This is a genomic window from Vibrio sp. 1167 (assembly GCF_033340375.1).
In the GTDB taxonomy this organism is placed as follows: Bacteria; Pseudomonadota; Gammaproteobacteria; order Enterobacterales; family Vibrionaceae; genus Vibrio; species Vibrio alginolyticus.
Window position 1 is genome coordinate 63600 of sequence record NZ_JAWOWK010000007.1, and the last position, 17471, is coordinate 81070.

At 43.5% G+C, this 17471-nt stretch carries 20 protein-coding genes; 10 read left to right on the top strand and 10 right to left on the bottom strand.

Annotated features, from left to right (window positions below; all coding sequences use genetic code 11):
- Nucleotides 1-160: 160 nt before the first annotated feature.
- The 5 genes from R7Z78_RS16065 to R7Z78_RS16085 form a co-directional block, all read right to left on the bottom strand.
- Nucleotides 161-622, bottom strand: coding sequence for an NfeD family protein (locus R7Z78_RS16065; RefSeq protein WP_017634826.1), 462 nt, complete (start codon nucleotides 620-622; stop codon nucleotides 161-163).
- Nucleotides 623-625: 3 nt separating this feature from the next.
- A complete protein-coding gene (locus tag R7Z78_RS16070) occupies nucleotides 626-1543 on the bottom strand; it encodes an SPFH domain-containing protein (RefSeq protein ID WP_005382060.1) in 918 nt (305 codons plus the stop codon).
- 159 nt (nucleotides 1544-1702) lie between these two features.
- On the bottom strand, nucleotides 1703-2557 hold the full coding sequence (locus R7Z78_RS16075) for a co-chaperone YbbN (protein ID WP_054578026.1): 855 nt from the start codon (nucleotides 2555-2557) through the stop codon (nucleotides 1703-1705).
- A gap of 472 nt (nucleotides 2558-3029) precedes the next feature.
- Nucleotides 3030-3857 (bottom strand): SDR family oxidoreductase, encoded by an 828-nt coding sequence (locus tag R7Z78_RS16080; RefSeq protein WP_104975949.1) that lies wholly within the window; start codon nucleotides 3855-3857, stop codon nucleotides 3030-3032.
- Between the two features lie 44 nt (nucleotides 3858-3901).
- Nucleotides 3902-4816 (bottom strand): TIGR01777 family oxidoreductase, encoded by a 915-nt coding sequence (locus tag R7Z78_RS16085; RefSeq protein ID WP_005382076.1) that lies wholly within the window; start codon nucleotides 4814-4816, stop codon nucleotides 3902-3904.
- Nucleotides 4817-5071: 255 nt separating this feature from the next.
- Between R7Z78_RS16085 and R7Z78_RS16090 the strand changes: the two genes are divergently transcribed.
- The 6 genes from R7Z78_RS16090 to yfcE all read left to right on the top strand — a co-directional run bounded on the left by R7Z78_RS16090 (nucleotide 5072) and on the right by yfcE (nucleotide 8318).
- Nucleotides 5072-5806 (top strand): DUF1538 domain-containing protein, encoded by a 735-nt coding sequence (locus R7Z78_RS16090; RefSeq protein WP_005382077.1) that lies wholly within the window; start codon nucleotides 5072-5074, stop codon nucleotides 5804-5806.
- Complete coding sequence (locus tag R7Z78_RS16095; protein ID WP_169644125.1) at nucleotides 5803-6594, top strand: DUF1538 domain-containing protein; 792 nt, start codon at nucleotides 5803-5805, stop codon at nucleotides 6592-6594. Before R7Z78_RS16090 ends, R7Z78_RS16095 begins: the two co-directional genes overlap by 4 nt.
- On the top strand, nucleotides 6584-6934 hold the full coding sequence (locus tag R7Z78_RS16100) for a P-II family nitrogen regulator (RefSeq protein WP_005382084.1): 351 nt from the start codon (nucleotides 6584-6586) through the stop codon (nucleotides 6932-6934). The genes R7Z78_RS16095 and R7Z78_RS16100 overlap by 11 nt, the downstream gene beginning before the upstream one ends.
- On the top strand, nucleotides 6931-7338 hold the full coding sequence (locus R7Z78_RS16105) for a CBS domain-containing protein (protein ID WP_005382085.1): 408 nt from the start codon (nucleotides 6931-6933) through the stop codon (nucleotides 7336-7338). The genes R7Z78_RS16100 and R7Z78_RS16105 overlap by 4 nt, the downstream gene beginning before the upstream one ends.
- 149 nt (nucleotides 7339-7487) lie before the next feature.
- Nucleotides 7488-7697, top strand: coding sequence for a hypothetical protein (locus R7Z78_RS16110; RefSeq protein WP_005382086.1), 210 nt, complete (start codon nucleotides 7488-7490; stop codon nucleotides 7695-7697).
- A gap of 75 nt (nucleotides 7698-7772) precedes the next feature.
- A complete protein-coding gene (yfcE, locus tag R7Z78_RS16115) occupies nucleotides 7773-8318 on the top strand; it encodes a phosphodiesterase (RefSeq protein ID WP_054728933.1) in 546 nt (181 codons plus the stop codon).
- A 38-nt stretch (nucleotides 8319-8356) separates the two neighbouring features.
- On the opposite strand, the gene R7Z78_RS16120 is transcribed toward yfcE, so the two are convergent.
- From R7Z78_RS16120 to R7Z78_RS16135, 4 genes are read right to left on the bottom strand one after another with little or no spacing between them, the layout of a single operon-like run.
- Nucleotides 8357-8635, bottom strand: a complete 279-nt coding sequence (locus R7Z78_RS16120; protein ID WP_005382088.1) for a SelT/SelW/SelH family protein — start codon at nucleotides 8633-8635, stop codon at nucleotides 8357-8359.
- Nucleotides 8636-8656: 21 nt separating this feature from the next.
- The gene (locus R7Z78_RS16125; protein WP_054728937.1) at nucleotides 8657-9412 is read right to left on the bottom strand and encodes a sulfite exporter TauE/SafE family protein; all 756 of its coding nucleotides are present in this window, start codon (nucleotides 9410-9412) and stop codon (nucleotides 8657-8659) included.
- 45 nt (nucleotides 9413-9457) lie between these two features.
- Entirely contained in the window at nucleotides 9458-9973 is a 516-nt protein-coding gene (gene toxS / locus R7Z78_RS16130) for a transmembrane regulator ToxS (protein ID WP_005382091.1), read from the bottom strand.
- 11 nt (nucleotides 9974-9984) lie between these two features.
- Complete coding sequence (locus tag R7Z78_RS16135) at nucleotides 9985-10863, bottom strand: transcriptional regulator (protein WP_104975950.1); 879 nt, start codon at nucleotides 10861-10863, stop codon at nucleotides 9985-9987.
- Between the two features lie 271 nt (nucleotides 10864-11134).
- On the opposite strand from R7Z78_RS16135, the gene htpG reads away from it, so the two are divergent.
- From htpG to hemH, 3 genes are all read left to right on the top strand, one after another.
- On the top strand, nucleotides 11135-13039 hold the full coding sequence (gene htpG, locus R7Z78_RS16140; protein WP_017819957.1) for a molecular chaperone HtpG: 1905 nt from the start codon (nucleotides 11135-11137) through the stop codon (nucleotides 13037-13039).
- A gap of 320 nt (nucleotides 13040-13359) precedes the next feature.
- Nucleotides 13360-14004: an adenylate kinase gene (gene adk / locus R7Z78_RS16145; RefSeq protein WP_005382094.1), complete on the top strand. Its 645-nt coding sequence runs from the start codon at nucleotides 13360-13362 to the stop codon at nucleotides 14002-14004.
- Nucleotides 14005-14171: 167 nt separating this feature from the next.
- Complete coding sequence (hemH, locus tag R7Z78_RS16150; protein WP_104975951.1) at nucleotides 14172-15134, top strand: ferrochelatase; 963 nt, start codon at nucleotides 14172-14174, stop codon at nucleotides 15132-15134.
- Between the two features lie 49 nt (nucleotides 15135-15183).
- On the opposite strand, the gene R7Z78_RS16155 is transcribed toward hemH, so the two are convergent.
- A complete protein-coding gene (locus R7Z78_RS16155) occupies nucleotides 15184-16572 on the bottom strand; it encodes a peptide MFS transporter (RefSeq protein ID WP_005382097.1) in 1389 nt (462 codons plus the stop codon).
- 333 nt (nucleotides 16573-16905) lie between these two features.
- Here R7Z78_RS16155 and rfaH point away from each other — a divergent pair, with 333 nt between their 5' ends.
- Entirely contained in the window at nucleotides 16906-17406 is a 501-nt protein-coding gene (gene rfaH, locus R7Z78_RS16160) for a transcription/translation regulatory transformer protein RfaH (protein ID WP_005382098.1), read from the top strand.
- The last annotated feature ends 65 nt before the right edge of the window (nucleotides 17407-17471 follow it).

The window sequence follows — 17471 nt, forward strand, 5'->3', positions numbered from 1 at the left end:
GTCGTGTGTTGAATAATTAAATAATAGGAAATGGTAGGTAGGGTATTAATAATATTACTAATACTTATTTTTTTCTCGATTTTAATTAAGGTAATGAAATGAAAGCAGTTGTTTAGATTAAAGTAATGGAGCATGATTTGCCCCATTACTTTGGCATAAATTAATTTGAATCAGGCTCAATGATTAAAATAATACCTTCAACATCGGTGATTCTTACGCGGGTACCGGCTGGAAGTGCTTGATCCGATTGTGCGGACCATGTGGTATCGGCTACCTTGATGCGATTGAGCCCGACGGAAAAGTCTTCTTCAAGGATAAGAGTACGCCCAATTAACTGCTTGTACTTTTGGTTCAGATCTCTTTCTTGGTCTTCTTGCTTGTCTTTAGACCATTGTCGTCGCCACCAAAGCCAGGTGGTGATTAAGCTGAAGCTTGCAAAGCAAAGCCATTGCAATTGCCAGCTCATTGGCAAAACGGTCATGAGTGCTCCAACGATAAGTGCAGACATCCCGAGCCAGAGAAAATACCCTGCGGTACCAAGTAGCTCAACTGCTAAAAGAGCAAAGCCAAACGCTAGCCAATGCCAGAAAGAGATACCTTCCAACAAACTAAAAAAGTCCATAAATTATTCTTTATCTTGCTGTTTAAACATTTCTGCTATCCCTGCAACCGAGCCCATTAGTCCGGTTGCTTCTAATGGAAGCATAATGATTTTACCATTTTCGGCTTGACCAATGCTTTTGATCGCTTCGGTATAACCCTGTGCAATGAAGTAATTGACGGCTTGCATGTCACCTTTTGCAATGGCTTCGGAAACCATGTAAGTCGCTTTTGCTTCTGCTTGCGCGGCACGCTCACGTGCTTCTGCATGGAGAATAGCAGACTGCTTTTCGCCTTCAGCTTTTAATATCTCTGATTGTTTATGACCTTCGGCCTTTAATATCTCAGCTTGGCGAACCCCTTCTGCTTCAAGAATTTCCGCACGCTTATTACGCTCGGCTTTCATTTGCGCATTCATTGCAGCGGTCAGATCGGCTGGTGGCTGGACATCTTTAATCTCAATTCGTGTGACTTTTACGCCCCAAGGGTTTGTTGCTTGGTCAACAATCGCCAACAGCTTAGAGTTGATCATGTCGCGTTGGCTCAGCATTTCGTCCAGTTCCATTGAACCTAAAACGGTACGAATGTTGGTAAGGGTCAAGTTTCTAATAGCGTGTTCTAAATCGTTGACTTCATAAGCCGCTTTGGCAGCATCGATCACTTGAACAAATCCGACAGCGTCAATAACCACGTTAGCGTTATCTTTTGAAATGACCTCTTGCGCAGGAATATCGAGAACGCGCTCCATCATATTTACTTTTTGACCAACTTTATCAACGAATGGAATGATCAAGTTTAAACCCGGCTTTAATGTGTGGGTGTAGCGTCCGAAGCGTTCAACTGTCCAGTTGTTTCCTTGCGGAACCGTTTTAATGGCTGAAGATAAGATAACGACAGCAAGAACGACGAAAATACCGATGGTGATCAGTGAATCAATTGGCATGAGTTATTCCCTTAAGTGCATAATGTTCGATCCATTTTTACCTATTTATAGACAATAGACAATTGAAGTTCTGAGACCTTTGAGAGGTTATTGGTTTTTTATATGACAAAGGCCGGAAATCCCGGCCTTTGTTGTCTTATTCCTAGAAGAATGCGGCGCTTAGTACAAAATTGAGTAAAGCTGGCGACGATATTTGCTTGCTAATGCGTTACCTTGACCTAGCGCACTGAGAATATCCATAAAAGTCTTCTTCACTTCACCGTCTTGGGCGCCCAAGTCTTTTTTAAGAATATTCCACAGCAGTTCCAACGCTTCTTCATCCCGACCAACTTGGTTGTATTGTACCGCCAATTCACAAGCGAGTTCGAAGTTTGCCATGTCTGCTGCGTATGCTTGTTCTAGTCGCTGTAACTCAGGGCTATCTGCAGCCTGCAAATGCAGCTCGAGCTTGGCTATTAGGCTCTTGTAGTAGTTATCTTGATACTCGAGAGGGATAGCGTTCAGTAGTTCTTGGGCAATATCAAATTGTTTGGTTTCTAGCAAACAATCAGCCATCGCGAGTTTCACATCACCACGCTCTTGCAGCTCTGGCGGCAAAGTGTGGATGATGCTCAAAGCCTGAGCATGCTCACCTTGCTGAAGAAGTTCACTGACTTGTTTTAATAGTTGTTCATCTGGGCTTGGCAAATGCTTTTGTAGCATGGTAGCAATGGCATCAATTGGCTGGGGGCCTCCCAGACCATCGACGGCTTGACCATTTATAAACAGCGCGATAGTTGGCAATACTTGCACGCCAAATTGAGACGCTAAAGCGGGCTGATCTTCACAATTTAGTAGAGCAAGCGTAAATGCACCGTTGTACTGTTGAGCAAGAGATTGCAACTCAGGGAGTATCTGTGCGCTTTCTGGCTGAGCGTTGGCCCAAAAGTGGATCAAAACGGGCGTGTTCATTGATCCTTCAAGCGTTTCGCGAAAGTTCTGTTCTGTTATCTCAACGATAAATGGGGATTGCATCAGAGTATCCTTGCCTTGTGTCTTGTCGTTGATATTAGATATGGAGTTGATTTAGGTGAAATTCAAGCGACATTCACCATCAATAATGAATCATTCTATTTTGAGAAAACGTGAGGTAATAGAGTGAGGTTATTGCTGCTCAGGTGTTAGATAAAAAGAAAACGCTGCCGAAGCAGCGCAATTCTAATGCTATTTGTTAGTGCGGTATCAAAATAGGATGAACATGGTCAACACTACACCCACACTAAGCCAGTTAAGCTGATTTAATGTCATTGTTGCCTCGCAGTAGTATAAACATTGCTACAAAACGTAATGGGTGGCGATACCAAATCTAAGCAACTCAATCACTTTGGGCGAAAGAATCCCCGCTGAATTGCGTAGAAATTGATTCGTTTAGTTGAGGTTTTTTTAACCTACATGTTCATAATGACATCACATTGTTACGGTGAAATTACATTTCGACAAAACTTTTTTATGCAGCCTGTCGCAAAATTTTATCAAGTACACGGGTTGGTAATAGTCTTTTCAAGACTGCGAATAATTTAGTCGGTGTAGTAATTCGATAACGAATGTTCGGTGAAACGCTAGTTAATGCATGAAGAACTGGTGCGATGCAAGACTCTGCAGGCAAAACAAATCGATTATTAGACTTGTCGTTGTTGAGTCGCTCTCTTTGTCCTTCATAAGCATGACGATGGGGGCTAGATTCAATATCAACCCACTTCTCAAAGGCTCGTAATGCATTGTTTCTAAATTGAGTTTCGATCGGTCCTGGTTCTATCAATGCTACTTTGATATTCGTATCCGCAAGCTCTAGCCTGAGCGTATCTGTCCAGCCTTCTAAGGCAAATTTTGATGCATTATAGGCGCCACGATATTTCATTGCGGCAAAACCAAGAACAGAGCTGTTTTGTATGATGCGTCCTTCGCCTTGCTGGCGCATATGAGGAAGCACTTCTCTGACCAACTGGTGCCAACCAAAAAAGTTGGTCTGAAATTGATCTTGAAGAGCCTCGGTGGGTAAGTCTTCCAGTGCTCCGGGCTGACCATAGGCACCATTATTGAACACTGCGTAAAGCTTACCTTCTGCTAACTCTAGCGCTTGCTTCACGCCCGAAGAAATGCTTTCTGGGCTATTTAGGTCTAGATTGATGCAGGTTAGCCCTTCATTAATTAGGCGCTGGACATCTTGTTCTTTCCTACAAGATGCAATGACATTAAATCCCTTGTTTTGTAGGGCGTGAGCGCACACGTAACCGATGCCGGTTGAACAACCCGTAATAAGAATCGACTTTTTCATAATTTAATTTAAGACTCAGAAACCTTGATTAGAGCCATCATTCATCAGCTCCGGTCATGAAGCAAGTGCTTGAGTGCTGGCTCTATTCTGGAGTAGCTAAATTTAAAGCCCAGTTCGGTGAGTTTTTTGGGTTTGGCTCTCATGCTATCAAACAATAAGCAGGAAGATTCTCCCATTAGGAGTTCCATCGCCCATTTAGGCGTGAACAAGATATGCGGACGTTTTAGCGTTTTAGCTAGTGTGCCGCTGAATATACGATTAGTCACAGGATGGGGGGCGCACATATTGAATGCACCGTGGGCATGTGGTGTTTCAAGCAAGTACATGATGGCGCGGACCATATCTAGGATGTGAATCCAAGGCATGTACTGATTACCGTTCCCAAGTGGGCCGCCTACGCCAAGCTTGTAAGGTAATAGCATTTTTGCCAACGCACCACCATTAAGGCCGAGTACCACGCCAGTTCTCAGTAGACAAACCCGTGTTTGTTCCGACTCTGCGCGCTTAGCTATTTGCTCCCACTTTGCACAAACCTCGTGAGGAAAGTCGTCGCTATTAACATGTAAGCACTCATCAAACGGATGATCTTGTTGATCACCATAGTAGCCAACTGCCGAGCCACTAATAAAAACAGAGGGAGGTTCGGTACTTGCGTGGATCAGCTCAACAATTTGCTCGGTAATTTTCCAACGACTTTTGCAGATTTTTTCTTTTTGCTCGCTGGTCCACCTTTTATCCGCAATAGGCTCACCTGCAAGATTAATGACGGCATCAACGTGATTGAGATCGGCGAACGATTCGAGCGAGTCAAGGTATTCGATATTACCCAGATCAGCATGCTGTAGGCGTTGTTTTGCTCGCTCTGGAGAGCGTGTAAGTAGCATAACTTGGTGAGTTGATAGCAGCTTGAGCAACTCCGAGCCAATAAACCCAGTGCCACCTGTGAGTAATATCTTCATGTTATCTCTTTGAATGTACACGTATTAGAACATTATAGTCGTTTTGTGCTTAGCTTGATCATCTCAACACCATTATTTCTAGGATAGTGACAAGCTGACAGAGAGGCTATTAACTTCACATATTAGTAAATATGTAACTAAATGTTATAGATGGCGCTAGTGTATTCACGGTAGAAGAGTGAAATCTATGCCAGACTAGAAGTTATCGCTCATTGGAACGAGCGTAATCAGTTTGCACAATCAAGGAGGATAGGCATGGAAGCATTTGTTGCGCTTTTTCGAGCGCTCCTCAATAGTGCTCGTGACTTATTACCCATCATCATTGTTATCACTTTTTTCCAATTAGTCGTTTTGCAAGAGCCGCTGCCCAACCTGGTCTCCATTCTTTTTGGCTTGTTGCTTGTCGTTTTAGGATTAACCTTTTTTATCTTTGGCCTAGAACTTGGTCTTTTTCCTATCGGAGAGAGTATGGCTCAAGCCTTTGCAAAAAAAGGCAGCGTGTTTTGGTTATTAGTCTTTGCGTTTTGTTTGGGGTTTGGCACCACGATAGCTGAACCTGCATTAACCGCGGTAGCGGAAGAAGCCTCAGAAGTTGCGGCTGAGGGCGGAATGATCGCTAACTCAGAGCAGTCCATGCAGGATTACGGAGAAGGACTTCGAGTAACAGTAGCTCTCTCTGTGGGGATAGCCATCGTTATCGGCGTTTTGCGTATCTTAAAAGGGTGGCCGATTCATTACATGATCATTGGTGGCTATGTAGGCGTTGTAATACTGACGTGGTTTGCACCTGAAGCCATTATTGGCGTCGCTTACGATTCCGGAGGTGTAACCACGTCCACCATAACAGTACCTTTGGTCACTGCTCTGGGCGTCGGTTTAGCGTCTTCTATTAAAGGGCGCAACCCTATGGTGGATGGCTTTGGTTTAATTGCTTTTGCCTCGCTGTTACCGATGATGTTTGTGATGGTTTACGGAATGGTCGTAACATGATTTCAATTGATCATTTCCTAGACACTTTATTATCGACCGTTAGAGACGTCGTTCCCATCGCCAGCATTATTTTTGGTTTTCAGTTAGCCGTGTTAAGGCGTCCTGTTAGCAACCTTAAGAAAGTTTTGCTTGGGTTCGTTTATGTGATTTTCGGGTTAGCTCTTTTTTTACTTGGATTAGAAATGGCGTTGTTTCCACTTGGGGAGACGATGGCTGTGCAATTAACGGCGCCGGAGTTTTTACAAGAGTTCAAAGTATCGGTAGGGAAAGCCTTAATGTGGGTCGACTATTATTGGGTTTACACCTTCGCCTTTTTTATAGGCTTTAGTACCACGATTGCAGAGCCTTCTTTAATCGCTGTAGCGATAAAAGCAAACCAAGTCTCTGGAGGCAGTATCAGTATTAACGGCTTGCGCGTAGCCGTTGCGTTTGGGGTGGCAATTGGTATTGCATTAGGGAGTTACCGGATTGTCGTGGGCGATCCCATTCATTATTACATCATCGCGGGTTACATCGTCGTTGTGATTCAAACGTTTTACGCTCCTAAGCTTATTGTTCCACTCGCCTACGATTCTGGAGGCGTAACAACTTCTACCGTCACTGTCCCACTTGTAACTGCATTAGGGGTAGGGCTTGCTTCGACCGTCCCTGGAAGAAACCCAATGATTGATGGCTTTGGCTTGATCGCGTTTGCCAGTCTATTTCCTATGATCTCTGTGATGGGCTATGCGCAAATAACCCAGTGGCTGAATAAAAACGTCTCGGAGGAAGAAGAAAATGCGCTTTAAATTGATACTTGCGTTTGTTGAAGACAGCAAAACAGACAAGGTGTTGGACGCTGCACGCGATGCTGGTGCGACCGGTGCAACAGTGATTAACAATGCTCGCGGGCAAGGTTTAAATCAAAAGCGAACGTTTTTTGGTTTAACGCTAGAAGTGCAAAAAGATGTGCTGCTGTTTGTGGTCGAGGAACATCTCTCTCGACACATATTAGAAACCATTAATGAGGTTGGTGAATTTGACAGAGAGTCGGGACAGGGGATTGCTATTCAGATCGATATTGAAGATGCAGTCGGTGTCGCGCATCAAGTCGAGACATTGACCAAAGTAGTCGAGGATGAATTATGAGTGATCAAACGATAATTAGAGTTCGAGATGTTATGGCGGCAACGTATGTAATGGTTGATGGACTGATGACCGTATACGAAGGCATAACGCTAGCGAAAAAATACCAAGTCAAAGCGCTGGTGGTGAAAAAGCGAGATGATAATGATGAATATGGCATCGTGTTGATGAATGATATCGCCAAAAAGGTGCTGGCGAATAATCGTTCTCCTCAGCGCACAAATATTTATGAAATCATGACCAAGCCCGCTTTGTGTGTCGAACCAGATATGAACGTAAAATATTGTGCCCGTTTGTTTGAGCGATTTGGCATAAGCAGAGCGCCGGTCATTGAAAGTGGCGAGGTCATTGGGATGGTGAGTTATAACAATATTGTCATCAATGGTATGGTGCGAGAAGAAGTGTAATAGGTTGATATAAATGAAAAATCAACGAATTTTTTCTCAAGTCAGCGACTGTTACAAAGAACTAAAATATTTAATATATGTTAGGTTGCATATGTGTTAATTCACCATTATTCTTTGCGCCCTAAGCCTAATGTCGAGGAATCTGTATCATGCCTTTAGTCTCTTGCCCCGTGTGTGAGAAACAAATCTCAAAACGCGCTCATGCATGTCCAGGATGCGGAGAGCCCGATCCGCTGCACCATCTAGCCAAATCAAAATTTATGTCGATGGTGTTTTGGATACTGGTGTTGGTTGGAACAGCGTATGCAGCATGGTTCTATGTTTTGCCTATGGTCATTGAATCATTGCGCTATCAGTAGTATTCAAACCGTCGTAGGTTGAGCTGCTAAAAAAATGCCGTAGAATGACCTCATACTTTTTGAGGAGACGATGTCGTGAAACTATTTTTTGCCTCAGACCTGCATGGCTCTTTGCCAGCAACTAAAGAAACCATTGATCTATTTTTGGCTTCTGGTGCGCACCACCTGATTTTGCTAGGAGATACGCTAAACCATGGGCCGCGAAACCCTATTCCGGAAGGCTACAACCCTCCACAGGTAGTAGACTTATTGAACCAATACAGTGATCAAATTATTTCTGTACGTGGCAACTGTGATAGTGAAGTAGACCAAATGCTATTGAAGTTTCCAATGATGATGGATTACTCATGGGTGCTACTTGAATCTGGCAAGAGAATCTTTTTGACTCATGGTCACTTGTACAACTCTGAAAAACGGCCGCCACTGCGTGAAGGTGATATCATCGCCCACGGTCATACACATGTTCCCGTCGCAGAGATGCAAGATGGAGCCATTATATTCAACCCAGGCTCGATGACATTCCCACGTAATGGCTTACCGAGAAGCTTTGGTACTCTAGAAGGCAATAAGCTAACGGTAAAAACGCCAGAAGGCGAAGTATTAGCACAAACCATGATTTAACGGTTTTACTAAGTAAAAAATAGGGAGCGAATTGCTCCCTATTTTGTGTCTGAATGTCCTAAATCGCGTTCTGGGTCGATAATGTCTCTTACGCGCTGTTTTAGCACCTTGGCTTCAGGAAAGCCGCTGTCTTTTTTCCGTTCCCAAATTTGCTGGCCATTACAGAAAATTTCGAAGCGACCACCTGTGTCCGGGTGTAAGCTGATTGTTTCTATTTCTTCGCTAAAAGTATGCAGTAATTCTTGCGATAGCCAAGTTGAACGCAACATCCAGTTGCACTGGCGGCAGTAATAAATATCAATGATTGCTTTATCCATGAAACTTTCCTTTTAATCTTTTTAAACCAGCAACTTGATGCCCACGGCAAACGTGAGAATTTCGAATGCAACTTTAATCACTCTGTTACTGTATCGAGTCGCGGCCCATGCGCCTAAACTGCCGCCTAGAAAAGAGCTTAACAATAAAACAGGTAACCAAGCCCAGTGAATAGGCGCCCCTGCCTGTACGACGGCAATGCCTCCAATGCCATTCCAAAACAGGCCGACACAAATCATGGTGTAAGCAACGGCTTGTTTGTAGTCGTAACCAAACCAGCGCACCAAAAATAGTGTCACGAGCAAACCAGAACCTGCGGTAAGAGATCCGTTAATGATGCCGATAAACAGTAAGCCAATTCCACCAATAACCCAACCGATAGGATGACGGTTACGTATTACTTCAGCTTGGCCTAGCGATGTCTTAAATCGCGAGTAGATACCTAGCGCTAGGATCATCGTACCGAGCATCTTTTCCGCGATACCATCAGGGATCTGTACAATTAAGTTAGCCCCTAAAATCACGCCAATACTACCGGACAAGATAAGGTAGAGCGCGATTTTCCATTTAATAGTGCCTGATATTAAATGCGTGCTTGCTGCGCCTAAGCCTAAAGCGACCGAAGCCACCTTATGTGTGCCTAGCGCAACGGAGAACGGTAAGCCGAGAAAGATGAGTAAAGGGAATTGAAGCAAGCCTGCTCCGCCACCGGAAAGTGAAGCCAGCGTGTTGGCGATTAGTGAACCGAAAAAGAGAGTAGTGGTATCTAGCCAATCCATAAGCAAAACAAAGGGGGCGTCTGCCCCCTTATCATCCAATCAAAATTAGTTTTTAAACAGTACCGAAGAACCGTGGTTCAAGCTAGTGAGCAAGAGTGTTTTTTCGTTCACGACGTCAATACGACGACTTTGCTCCGCATCTAGCTTAAAAATTTGAGTAATCAAACGTAGCTGTGCTTCGGAAAAGTCTTTTGATTGAGAAGATGAAATATCTTTAAACTCCGAAGGCGAGACCAACAAATAGTTGTCACTTACTTCCCAGCGGCCTTTTTCCGAGATATTTATCGTTGATTCTGCGGTTGAACCTTGAGCAAATAGTTTTATATTTGCTACGCGAATATAGTCACCATTAGGGAGATATTTCACGTTTGATTCAACATTAACTCGGCGTAGTGGGCCGACAGTATCGTCAGGCAAGCTGTCTGTAATGACTGTCACCATGGTCGACTGCCATTCGTTTGCTGTGAGGAGCTGCTCCACTTTTAGGTCACTTCCCCAATACAACCAACTACTGAAAAGAACGGATACGGCCAAAACCGCAGATGCTAATTTAATCTTCATATTGGCCTCCTTTATTTGCAGATGTCTGTTGGATCGTTTTGACCTGCGAAAATACGCAGTGTTACGTTCTCGTAAGAGTGGTTACTGTCATGAATGTAGTTCAGAATCAGCTGGTTATTTTGTCCACCAGTGGCAATCACTTCCACTGGCAACGAGTCTTCTGCATGGTGCTTCACGTAGCGCTCAATGCATTGCTCTATTGAAGGCAACCAGTTGTTGATTTGAGGGTGATTTACAGGTGTCATCACTGGTACATTTTGATACTCACCAATTTGACGGAATTGGGATTCCGCAGGGTTCGTGAATAACAATACGCAAACAGGAAGCAGCAGAGACAAAAAGATAATGACACGCGGTAGCCAGTTAATCGTGTTAGATGCTGGCTTCGGCTGAGTTTTAGTCGGCTCTACTTGAGGCTCAATATCAGCAGTAGTATCGGTCACTACCTCTGTCGGTGGCATATCGCTCGCTTCTAACTCCACTGCTGGCGCTTCTTGTTCAGAAGAGGTTTCTTCAGCGTCAGTGTTAGAGTCAGTAGAAAATGGGCTCAAGCGTTCCACTGAACAAATGAGTTGGTAGCCACGTTTAGGTACCGTTTTAACAAACTCTGGAGATTTTGTTGAATCCTTCAACATCTTACGCAGAGTAGAAATCGCTTGAGTCAGGCTTGAGTCATCCACCTCAAAACCTTGCTCACGCCAAACAAACTCGTGAAGCTCGTTACGGGTTAAAACTTCGTTTGGTCTCTCTGCCAACATCAGAAGTATACGGCTTTCGTTGCTTCCTAATCGTACAACGTCGTTGCCGTTTTGTTGGTCAGCGAGCGAATTACTATTTGGATCAAAGGTGAACCTTTGAGCAAGTAGAAATTTGGTGCCAATGTTAGTCATTTAGTTCTTCTTAGATGGATGATGTTGTAATTATGGTGATTTATGTCACAAAATTACCGGGGCGCTTGGAGTGCGCACGACATTTTAGATGCTTTTAGACGGGTAGGATAATTAAAATTTTCTAAAAAAACACCGTTTTTAGCAATATTGACCTTGAATTTACATTTGTCAGCCACATGTTAAATGACATCTCGGTAAGGTGATTTCAAGGGGAAAGTCACAAACTTGTCCCTATGAAAAAGCCAATTAGTTTAGATGTTATGGAGCACACATGAGCGAAACCGTATCTCAAAATAAAGAAACTCGTGGTTTTCAATCAGAAGTAAAACAACTACTGCATTTAATGATCCATTCTCTTTATTCAAATAAAGAGATCTTTTTGCGCGAGCTGATCTCTAACGCATCAGATGCATCAGACAAACTGCGCTTTCAGGCGTTATCTAACCCAGATCTATACGAAGGTAATGCAGACCTTTGCGTGAAACTGTCGTTTGATGAAAGCGCAAATACCTTAACCATTTCTGATAACGGTATCGGTATGAGCCGTGATGATGTGATTGAGCACTTAGGAACAATCGCAAAATCTGGAACAGCCGAGTTTTTCTCAAAGCTATCTGAAGAGCAGAGCAAAGACTCTCAGCTTATTGGTCAGTTTGGTGTTGGTTTCTACTCGGCATTTATCGTTGCTGACGCGGTTACCGTGCGCACTCGCGCTGCCGGTCTAGCTGCTGATGAAGCGGTACAATGGCACTCAGCGGGTGAAGGTGAGTATACCATCGAAAACATTACCAAAGAGTCACGTGGTACCGACATCATTCTTCATATGCGTGAAGAGGGTAAAGAGTTTTTGAATGAGTGGCGTCTACGTGACGTTATCAGTAAGTACTCTGATCACATCGGCATTCCTGTTTCAATCCAAACTGTCGTTCGTGATGACGAAGGCAAGGAAACGGATGAGAAGAAGTGGGAGCAAATCAATAAAGCCCAAGCACTGTGGACGCGTAACAAATCTGATATTTCAGAAGAAGAGTATCAAGAGTTCTACAAGCACGTATCACATGATTTTGCCGATCCATTGGTCTGGAGTCATAACCGTGTAGAAGGTAAAAACGACTACACGAGCTTACTATACATCCCATCGAAAGCACCTTGGGATATGATGAACCGCGACCACAAATCAGGCTTGAAACTATACGTACAGCGCGTATTCATTATGGACGATGCAGAGCAATTTATGCCGTCATACTTGCGCTTCGTACGTGGTTTAATAGACTCAAACGATTTACCGCTAAACGTATCGCGTGAGATCTTACAAGACAATAAAGTGACTCAATCTCTACGTAATGCTTGTACTAAGCGCGTGCTAACGATGCTCGAGCGTATGGCCAAGAATGACGAAGAGAAATACCAATCATTCTGGAAAGAGTTTGGTCTTGTGATGAAAGAGGGCCCTGCGGAGGACTTTGCAAACAAAGAGAAAGTTGCAGGTTTATTGCGCTTTGCTTCAACTGAAGTGGACTCTTCTGAGCAAACTGTGGGCTTGGCGTCTTACGTTGAGCGCATGAAAGAAGGTCAAGATAAGATCTACTACTTGACGGCAGACAGCTATGCAGCTGCGAAAAACAGCCCTCACTTAGAACAGTTCAAAGCGAAAGGCATTGAAGTTATCTTGATGTACGACCGCATTGATGAGTGGCTGATGAACTACTTAACTGAGTTTGATGGTAAACAGTTCCAGTCAATCACTAAAGCTGGGCTTGATCTAAGTCAGTTTGAAGATGAAGCAGAAAAAGAGAAGCAAAAAGAAACCGAAGAAGAGTTCAAGTCGGTTGTAGAGCGCACGAAGTCTTACCTAGGCGATCGTGTGAAAGAAGTTCGTACGACCTTCAAACTCGCATCTACGCCTGCTGTTGTGGTAACGGACGATTACGAAATGGGCACTCAAATGGCGAAGCTTCTTGCGGCAGCTGGTCAAGCTGTGCCGGAAGTGAAATACATCTTTGAGCTAAACCCTGAGCACGAATTGGTTAAGCGTATGGCTGACGAAGCCGATGAAGAAGCGTTTGGTCGCTGGGTTGAAGTTCTGCTTGGTCAGGCAATGCTAGCGGAGCGAGGCTCTATTGAGGATCCAACAGAGTTCTTAGGAGCCGTTAATCAACTTTTGACTAAGGTGTAATAACCTCTGCAAATCAAAAAGCTCGCATTTCGCGAGCTTTTTGTTTGTTGTCGCAAAATTTTGCATCTCAAGTGCTGAGTTAATAATCAATAGGGCGTGAAAGAGGGTACTGTTAACATTCTTTAGTCTTAATACACTCTTTGCTCAGAGAACCTGTGATAGAATCTGCGACTTGAATGTGAGTAATAAGGCGTGTATTTTTGCTCGCCTATATACGTTATACCGAAACTTATCGTTGCAGGTGCTTCTCAGGTTTGATGTCTAAGAGGTCAGCTATTGTGAGCTTCGGTATAAATCTTAAATATTAAAGAGGATAAATCATGCGCATCATTCTTCTAGGTGCTCCAGGTGCAGGTAAAGGCACACAAGCAAACTTCATCATGGAAAAATACGGTATTCCACAAATCTCTACTGGTGATATGCTTCGTGCTGCTATCAAAGCAGGTACAGAGCTTGGTAAACAAGCTAAAGCTGTTATTGACGCTGGTCAGCTAGTTTCTGATGAAATCATCCTTGGTCTTATCAAAGAGCGCATCGCTCAAGAAGACTGTGCAAACGGTTTCCTACTAGATGGTTTCCCACGTACTATCCCTCAAGCTGACGGCCTAAAAGAAATGGGCGTAGACGTAGACTACGTTATCGAATTTGACGTTGCAGACGATGTAATTGTTGAGCGTATGGCTGGTCGTCGTGCTCACCTTCCTTCTGGTCGTACTTACCACGTGGTTTACAACCCGCCTAAAGTGGAAGGTAAAGATGATGTAACTGGTGAAGATCTTGTTGTTCGTGATGACGACAAAGAAGAAACAGTACGTGCTCGTCTAGGTGTTTACCACGAGCAAACTGCGCCGCTAATCAACTACTACGGCAAAGAAGCTGAAGCAGGCAAGACTAAGTACCTTAAGTTTGATGGTACTAAGCAAGTAGCTGAAGTTAGTGCGGATATTGAGAAAGCACTATCTTAATTTGCTGAAGTCAAAAATTTAATATTTTGATATATTGAAAGCGGCCCAAGTGGTCGCTTTTTTTAGTTTACTCGTAAACGTATATCTAATTAACTTCAGCTCGGCTATTCGTTACTTCGAGGTTACTTAAATATATGAACCAAGCCGTTTACCATGAATAGGATGTTATGAAAGAGAATAATAAACAGGGTGTACTCCTAGTTAACCTGGGAACTCCTGACGCACCAACCGCTCCTGCCGTAAAGCGCTTTTTAAGTCAGTTTCTTCATGATCACCGAGTGGTAGACATGACTCGATGGCTTTGGTGTCCACTATTGCACGGCGTTATCCTTCCTATCCGAGCTCCTAAAGTTGCCAAACTCTATCAATCAGTATGGATGGAAGAGGGCTCGCCGTTGATGGTGTACTCTAAACGCCAAACGGAAAAGTTAGCACAAAAGCTTGATATACCTGTAGAGCTTGGTATGACGTATGGTAACCCAAGTTTGCAATCAGGCTTTGAAGCTCTATTGGCGCAAGGCGTTGATGAAGTCATTGTTTTACCTTTGTATCCGCAATACTCGGGCACAACAACGGCAGCGGTTTCTGACGGAATCACTAAAGCATTTAAAAACCTGCCGGTGATGCCAGGCTTTAGCTTTATTCGTGATTATTACAATCACCCGAAATATATTGAAGCGTTAGCGCATTCAGTTCGTGAACATTGGCAAAAGAATGGTCAGGGAGATTACCTGCTGTGTTCTTATCATGGTATTCCAAAACGCTATGCTGACAATGGTGATGTTTACCCACAGCATTGTGAAGAGACGACTCGCTTGCTTGGGGAGGCGTTAGGTTTAAGCGAACAACAAATTGGCATGACGTATCAGTCCCGATTTGGGAGAGAAGAGTGGCTTCAACCTTATACCGATAAGACCCTAGAGGCACTTCCTGCAAAGGGTGTGAAAAATATTAATGTTGTGGCCCCTGCATTTTCGTCAGATTGTTTAGAGACGTTGGAAGAGATCTCGGAAGAGTGTAAAGAGATTTTCCTTGAAGCAGGTGGTGAAAACTTTACCTACATCCCTTGTTTGAACGATAGTGAACTTCATATCGAGATGATGGTTGAGTTAGTTCAATCTAAACTTTAGATACAAAAAAGGGTCGCAATAGCGACCCTTTCTACGTTTAGTTGAGCGATCAAGCGACTTGTACTTGCTGCTCTTCTACTTGCTCTGCCGTGCTGTGCGTATTTTCAGCGCCATGCATCCAGCGAACGAGTGTATTAGAGAATAGGAGCAAAATTACGCCACTTACGGTTGCGCTGACCGCAATACCACTAAAGATAGCCATAGCGCCTAACTCGCCTACGTGAGAACCCACATAGCCCGCAACATAGTTAGCAATCGCATTACAGCCAAACCATGCACCCATCATAAGTGAAGCTAAGCGAAGCGGTGCTAATTTAGTCACCAATGAAAGACCAATTGGTGATAAACACAGCTCGCCTAATGTGTGGAAGAAGAAAGCGCCGACCAACCATAACATCGATGTTTTTACTGTTGTATCTCCACCTTGTTCTAGCACTGCGCCAACCATACAAAGGAAACCAATCGCCAAGAAAAATAGTGCCATCGCAAATTTCACTGGCGAAGTAGGTTCACGTTTACCCAATTTTACCCAAAGGACAGCCAGAACTGGCGCTAGAGTAATAATGAAAAATGGGTTTAGTGATTGGAACCACGCAGCAGGAACTTCGAAACCACCAATCATGCGATCAGTATATTGTTGAGTGTAGATGTTCATCAGACCACCAGCTTGTTCAAAGCCTGCCCAGAAGACAATAGTGAATAAGCTCATGACCAGAATTACTTTTAGTCGATTCACTTCTTCTTTGGTGAGTGGCTGCTTCGTGGTGGCGTTTTTGTTGTTTAGATCTCGTTTCGCCGCTGGTTCGCGACCAATATCACCAAGCCATGATTGAGCCAGTACCATTTGCATCACTAGGCTAACCAGCATACCCACACCAGCGGCAACAAAGCCAGCTTTCCAACCGTAAGAGGTTGTCACAGAGCCAGAAACGACGCCGGCAAGTAATGCACCTAAGTTGATACCCATATAAAAGATAGTGAATGCGCCGTCACGACGGTTGTCACCTTCTTGATAAAGGTCGCCAACCATGGTTGAGATATTTGGCTTAAAGAGACCGTTACCAGTGATAAGTAGGCCAAGACCTAAATAGAAACTGTGTAGCGAACCAATACCTAAAGCATCAGCAGGAAGTGCAAGAGTAAACTGGCCGATGGCCATTAACGCGCCACCAAGCAAAATTGAGCGACGTTGACCTAAATAGTTATCTGCTAGGTAACCACCGATAAGAGGCGTGATATACACAAGCCCTGTGTATATGCCGTATAGGTCTAATGCGTCTTTGGTTGACCAGCCAAGGCCGCCATTCATTGTTGTATCAGTAAGGTAAAGCACGAGAATGGCACGCATTGCGTAGTAAGAAAAGCGTTCCCACAGTTCTGTACCGAACAATAAGAACAGGCCACGTGGATGACCAAAATATTGATGTTGGTTTGACATAAGCTCTTCTAATAATAGTTATTACATTTTTTAACGACTTCTACGTATACAATGCAATTCAACGAGTGACAAATAATAAAATTTTGCCATTCAACTATTTTTGTTTGTTAAGTGGCTGTTTTTGATTGGATTTGCAGATTATATGATGGTGTATTGGTTGTGTTACAAACTTAATTTCCATTTTTGCCTATGGACTTCTTTATCGTAAGTTGCTGAAAAATGTCGTTAATGCGAGCGATGTATAATCATACTTTTATAGATAAACTGAATATCAATGACTCAACTTTGGCTTAATGCTAGGATAAAAACAAAATAGAATTGGCTAGTAAAAAGATGAAACGTTGGTATCTACTTTATTGTAAACGTGGGGAGCAGGTTAGGGCGAAACAACACCTTGAAAATCAAGGTGTAGAGTGCTTTTATCCAACTGTAGAAGTTGAGAAGATTTTGCGCGGTAAAAGACAAAAAGTCGAGGAACCGCTGTTTCCTTGTTACGTATTCGCTTACTTTGATTATGAGCAAGGGCCAAACTTCACCTCAGTCCGCTCTACTCGAGGTGTTGTTGACTTTGTGCGTTTTGGTGCTCAACCGAAAGAAGTTCAAGGTGACTTGGTCTTCGAATTGATGCAGCTAGAAAAGTGTTGTAATGACAATACCGTTTCTGAATGTATGCCAAAACCAGGCGATCAAATTAGAGTTAAAAGCGGTCAATTTGCGGGCATAGATGCCATCTTCCAAGAACAAGATGGTGAGAAACGCTCAATTATGCTAGTTCAGATGATCACCAAGCGTGTGCCTGTCAGCATAGACAATAGTGATTTAGATTTAAAATAGCCTAATTCCATCAAACATAAAAAGAGGTGCAAAAGCACCTCTTTTTGATCGTATCTAATTTTTTG

What these genes read in the sequence shown, in the direction of transcription:
- R7Z78_RS16120 (WP_005382088.1), bottom strand. Translation starts at nt 8,635, where the DNA reads ATGGATAAAGCAATCATTGATATTTATTACTGCCGCCAGTGCAACTGG.
- adk (WP_005382094.1), top strand. Translation starts at nt 13,360, where the DNA reads ATGCGCATCATTCTTCTAGGTGCTCCAGGTGCAGGTAAAGGCACACAA.
- R7Z78_RS16065 (WP_017634826.1), bottom strand. Translation starts at nt 622, where the DNA reads ATGGACTTTTTTAGTTTGTTGGAAGGTATCTCTTTCTGGCATTGGCTA.
- rfaH (WP_005382098.1), top strand. Translation starts at nt 16,906, where the DNA reads ATGAAACGTTGGTATCTACTTTATTGTAAACGTGGGGAGCAGGTTAGG.
- R7Z78_RS16135 (WP_104975950.1), bottom strand. Translation starts at nt 10,863, where the DNA reads ATGACTAACATTGGCACCAAATTTCTACTTGCTCAAAGGTTCACCTTT.
- toxS (WP_005382091.1), bottom strand. Translation starts at nt 9,973, where the DNA reads ATGAAGATTAAATTAGCATCTGCGGTTTTGGCCGTATCCGTTCTTTTC.
- R7Z78_RS16090 (WP_005382077.1), top strand. Translation starts at nt 5,072, where the DNA reads ATGGAAGCATTTGTTGCGCTTTTTCGAGCGCTCCTCAATAGTGCTCGT.
- R7Z78_RS16085 (WP_005382076.1), bottom strand. Translation starts at nt 4,816, where the DNA reads ATGAAGATATTACTCACAGGTGGCACTGGGTTTATTGGCTCGGAGTTG.
- R7Z78_RS16070 (WP_005382060.1), bottom strand. Translation starts at nt 1,543, where the DNA reads ATGCCAATTGATTCACTGATCACCATCGGTATTTTCGTCGTTCTTGCT.
- R7Z78_RS16100 (WP_005382084.1), top strand. Translation starts at nt 6,584, where the DNA reads ATGCGCTTTAAATTGATACTTGCGTTTGTTGAAGACAGCAAAACAGAC.
- R7Z78_RS16095 (WP_169644125.1), top strand. Translation starts at nt 5,803, where the DNA reads ATGATTTCAATTGATCATTTCCTAGACACTTTATTATCGACCGTTAGA.
- hemH (WP_104975951.1), top strand. Translation starts at nt 14,172, where the DNA reads ATGAAAGAGAATAATAAACAGGGTGTACTCCTAGTTAACCTGGGAACT.
- R7Z78_RS16125 (WP_054728937.1), bottom strand. Translation starts at nt 9,412, where the DNA reads ATGGATTGGCTAGATACCACTACTCTCTTTTTCGGTTCACTAATCGCC.
- R7Z78_RS16110 (WP_005382086.1), top strand. Translation starts at nt 7,488, where the DNA reads ATGCCTTTAGTCTCTTGCCCCGTGTGTGAGAAACAAATCTCAAAACGC.
- R7Z78_RS16105 (WP_005382085.1), top strand. Translation starts at nt 6,931, where the DNA reads ATGAGTGATCAAACGATAATTAGAGTTCGAGATGTTATGGCGGCAACG.
- R7Z78_RS16080 (WP_104975949.1), bottom strand. Translation starts at nt 3,857, where the DNA reads ATGAAAAAGTCGATTCTTATTACGGGTTGTTCAACCGGCATCGGTTAC.
- R7Z78_RS16155 (WP_005382097.1), bottom strand. Translation starts at nt 16,572, where the DNA reads ATGTCAAACCAACATCAATATTTTGGTCATCCACGTGGCCTGTTCTTA.
- R7Z78_RS16075 (WP_054578026.1), bottom strand. Translation starts at nt 2,557, where the DNA reads ATGCAATCCCCATTTATCGTTGAGATAACAGAACAGAACTTTCGCGAA.
- htpG (WP_017819957.1), top strand. Translation starts at nt 11,135, where the DNA reads ATGAGCGAAACCGTATCTCAAAATAAAGAAACTCGTGGTTTTCAATCA.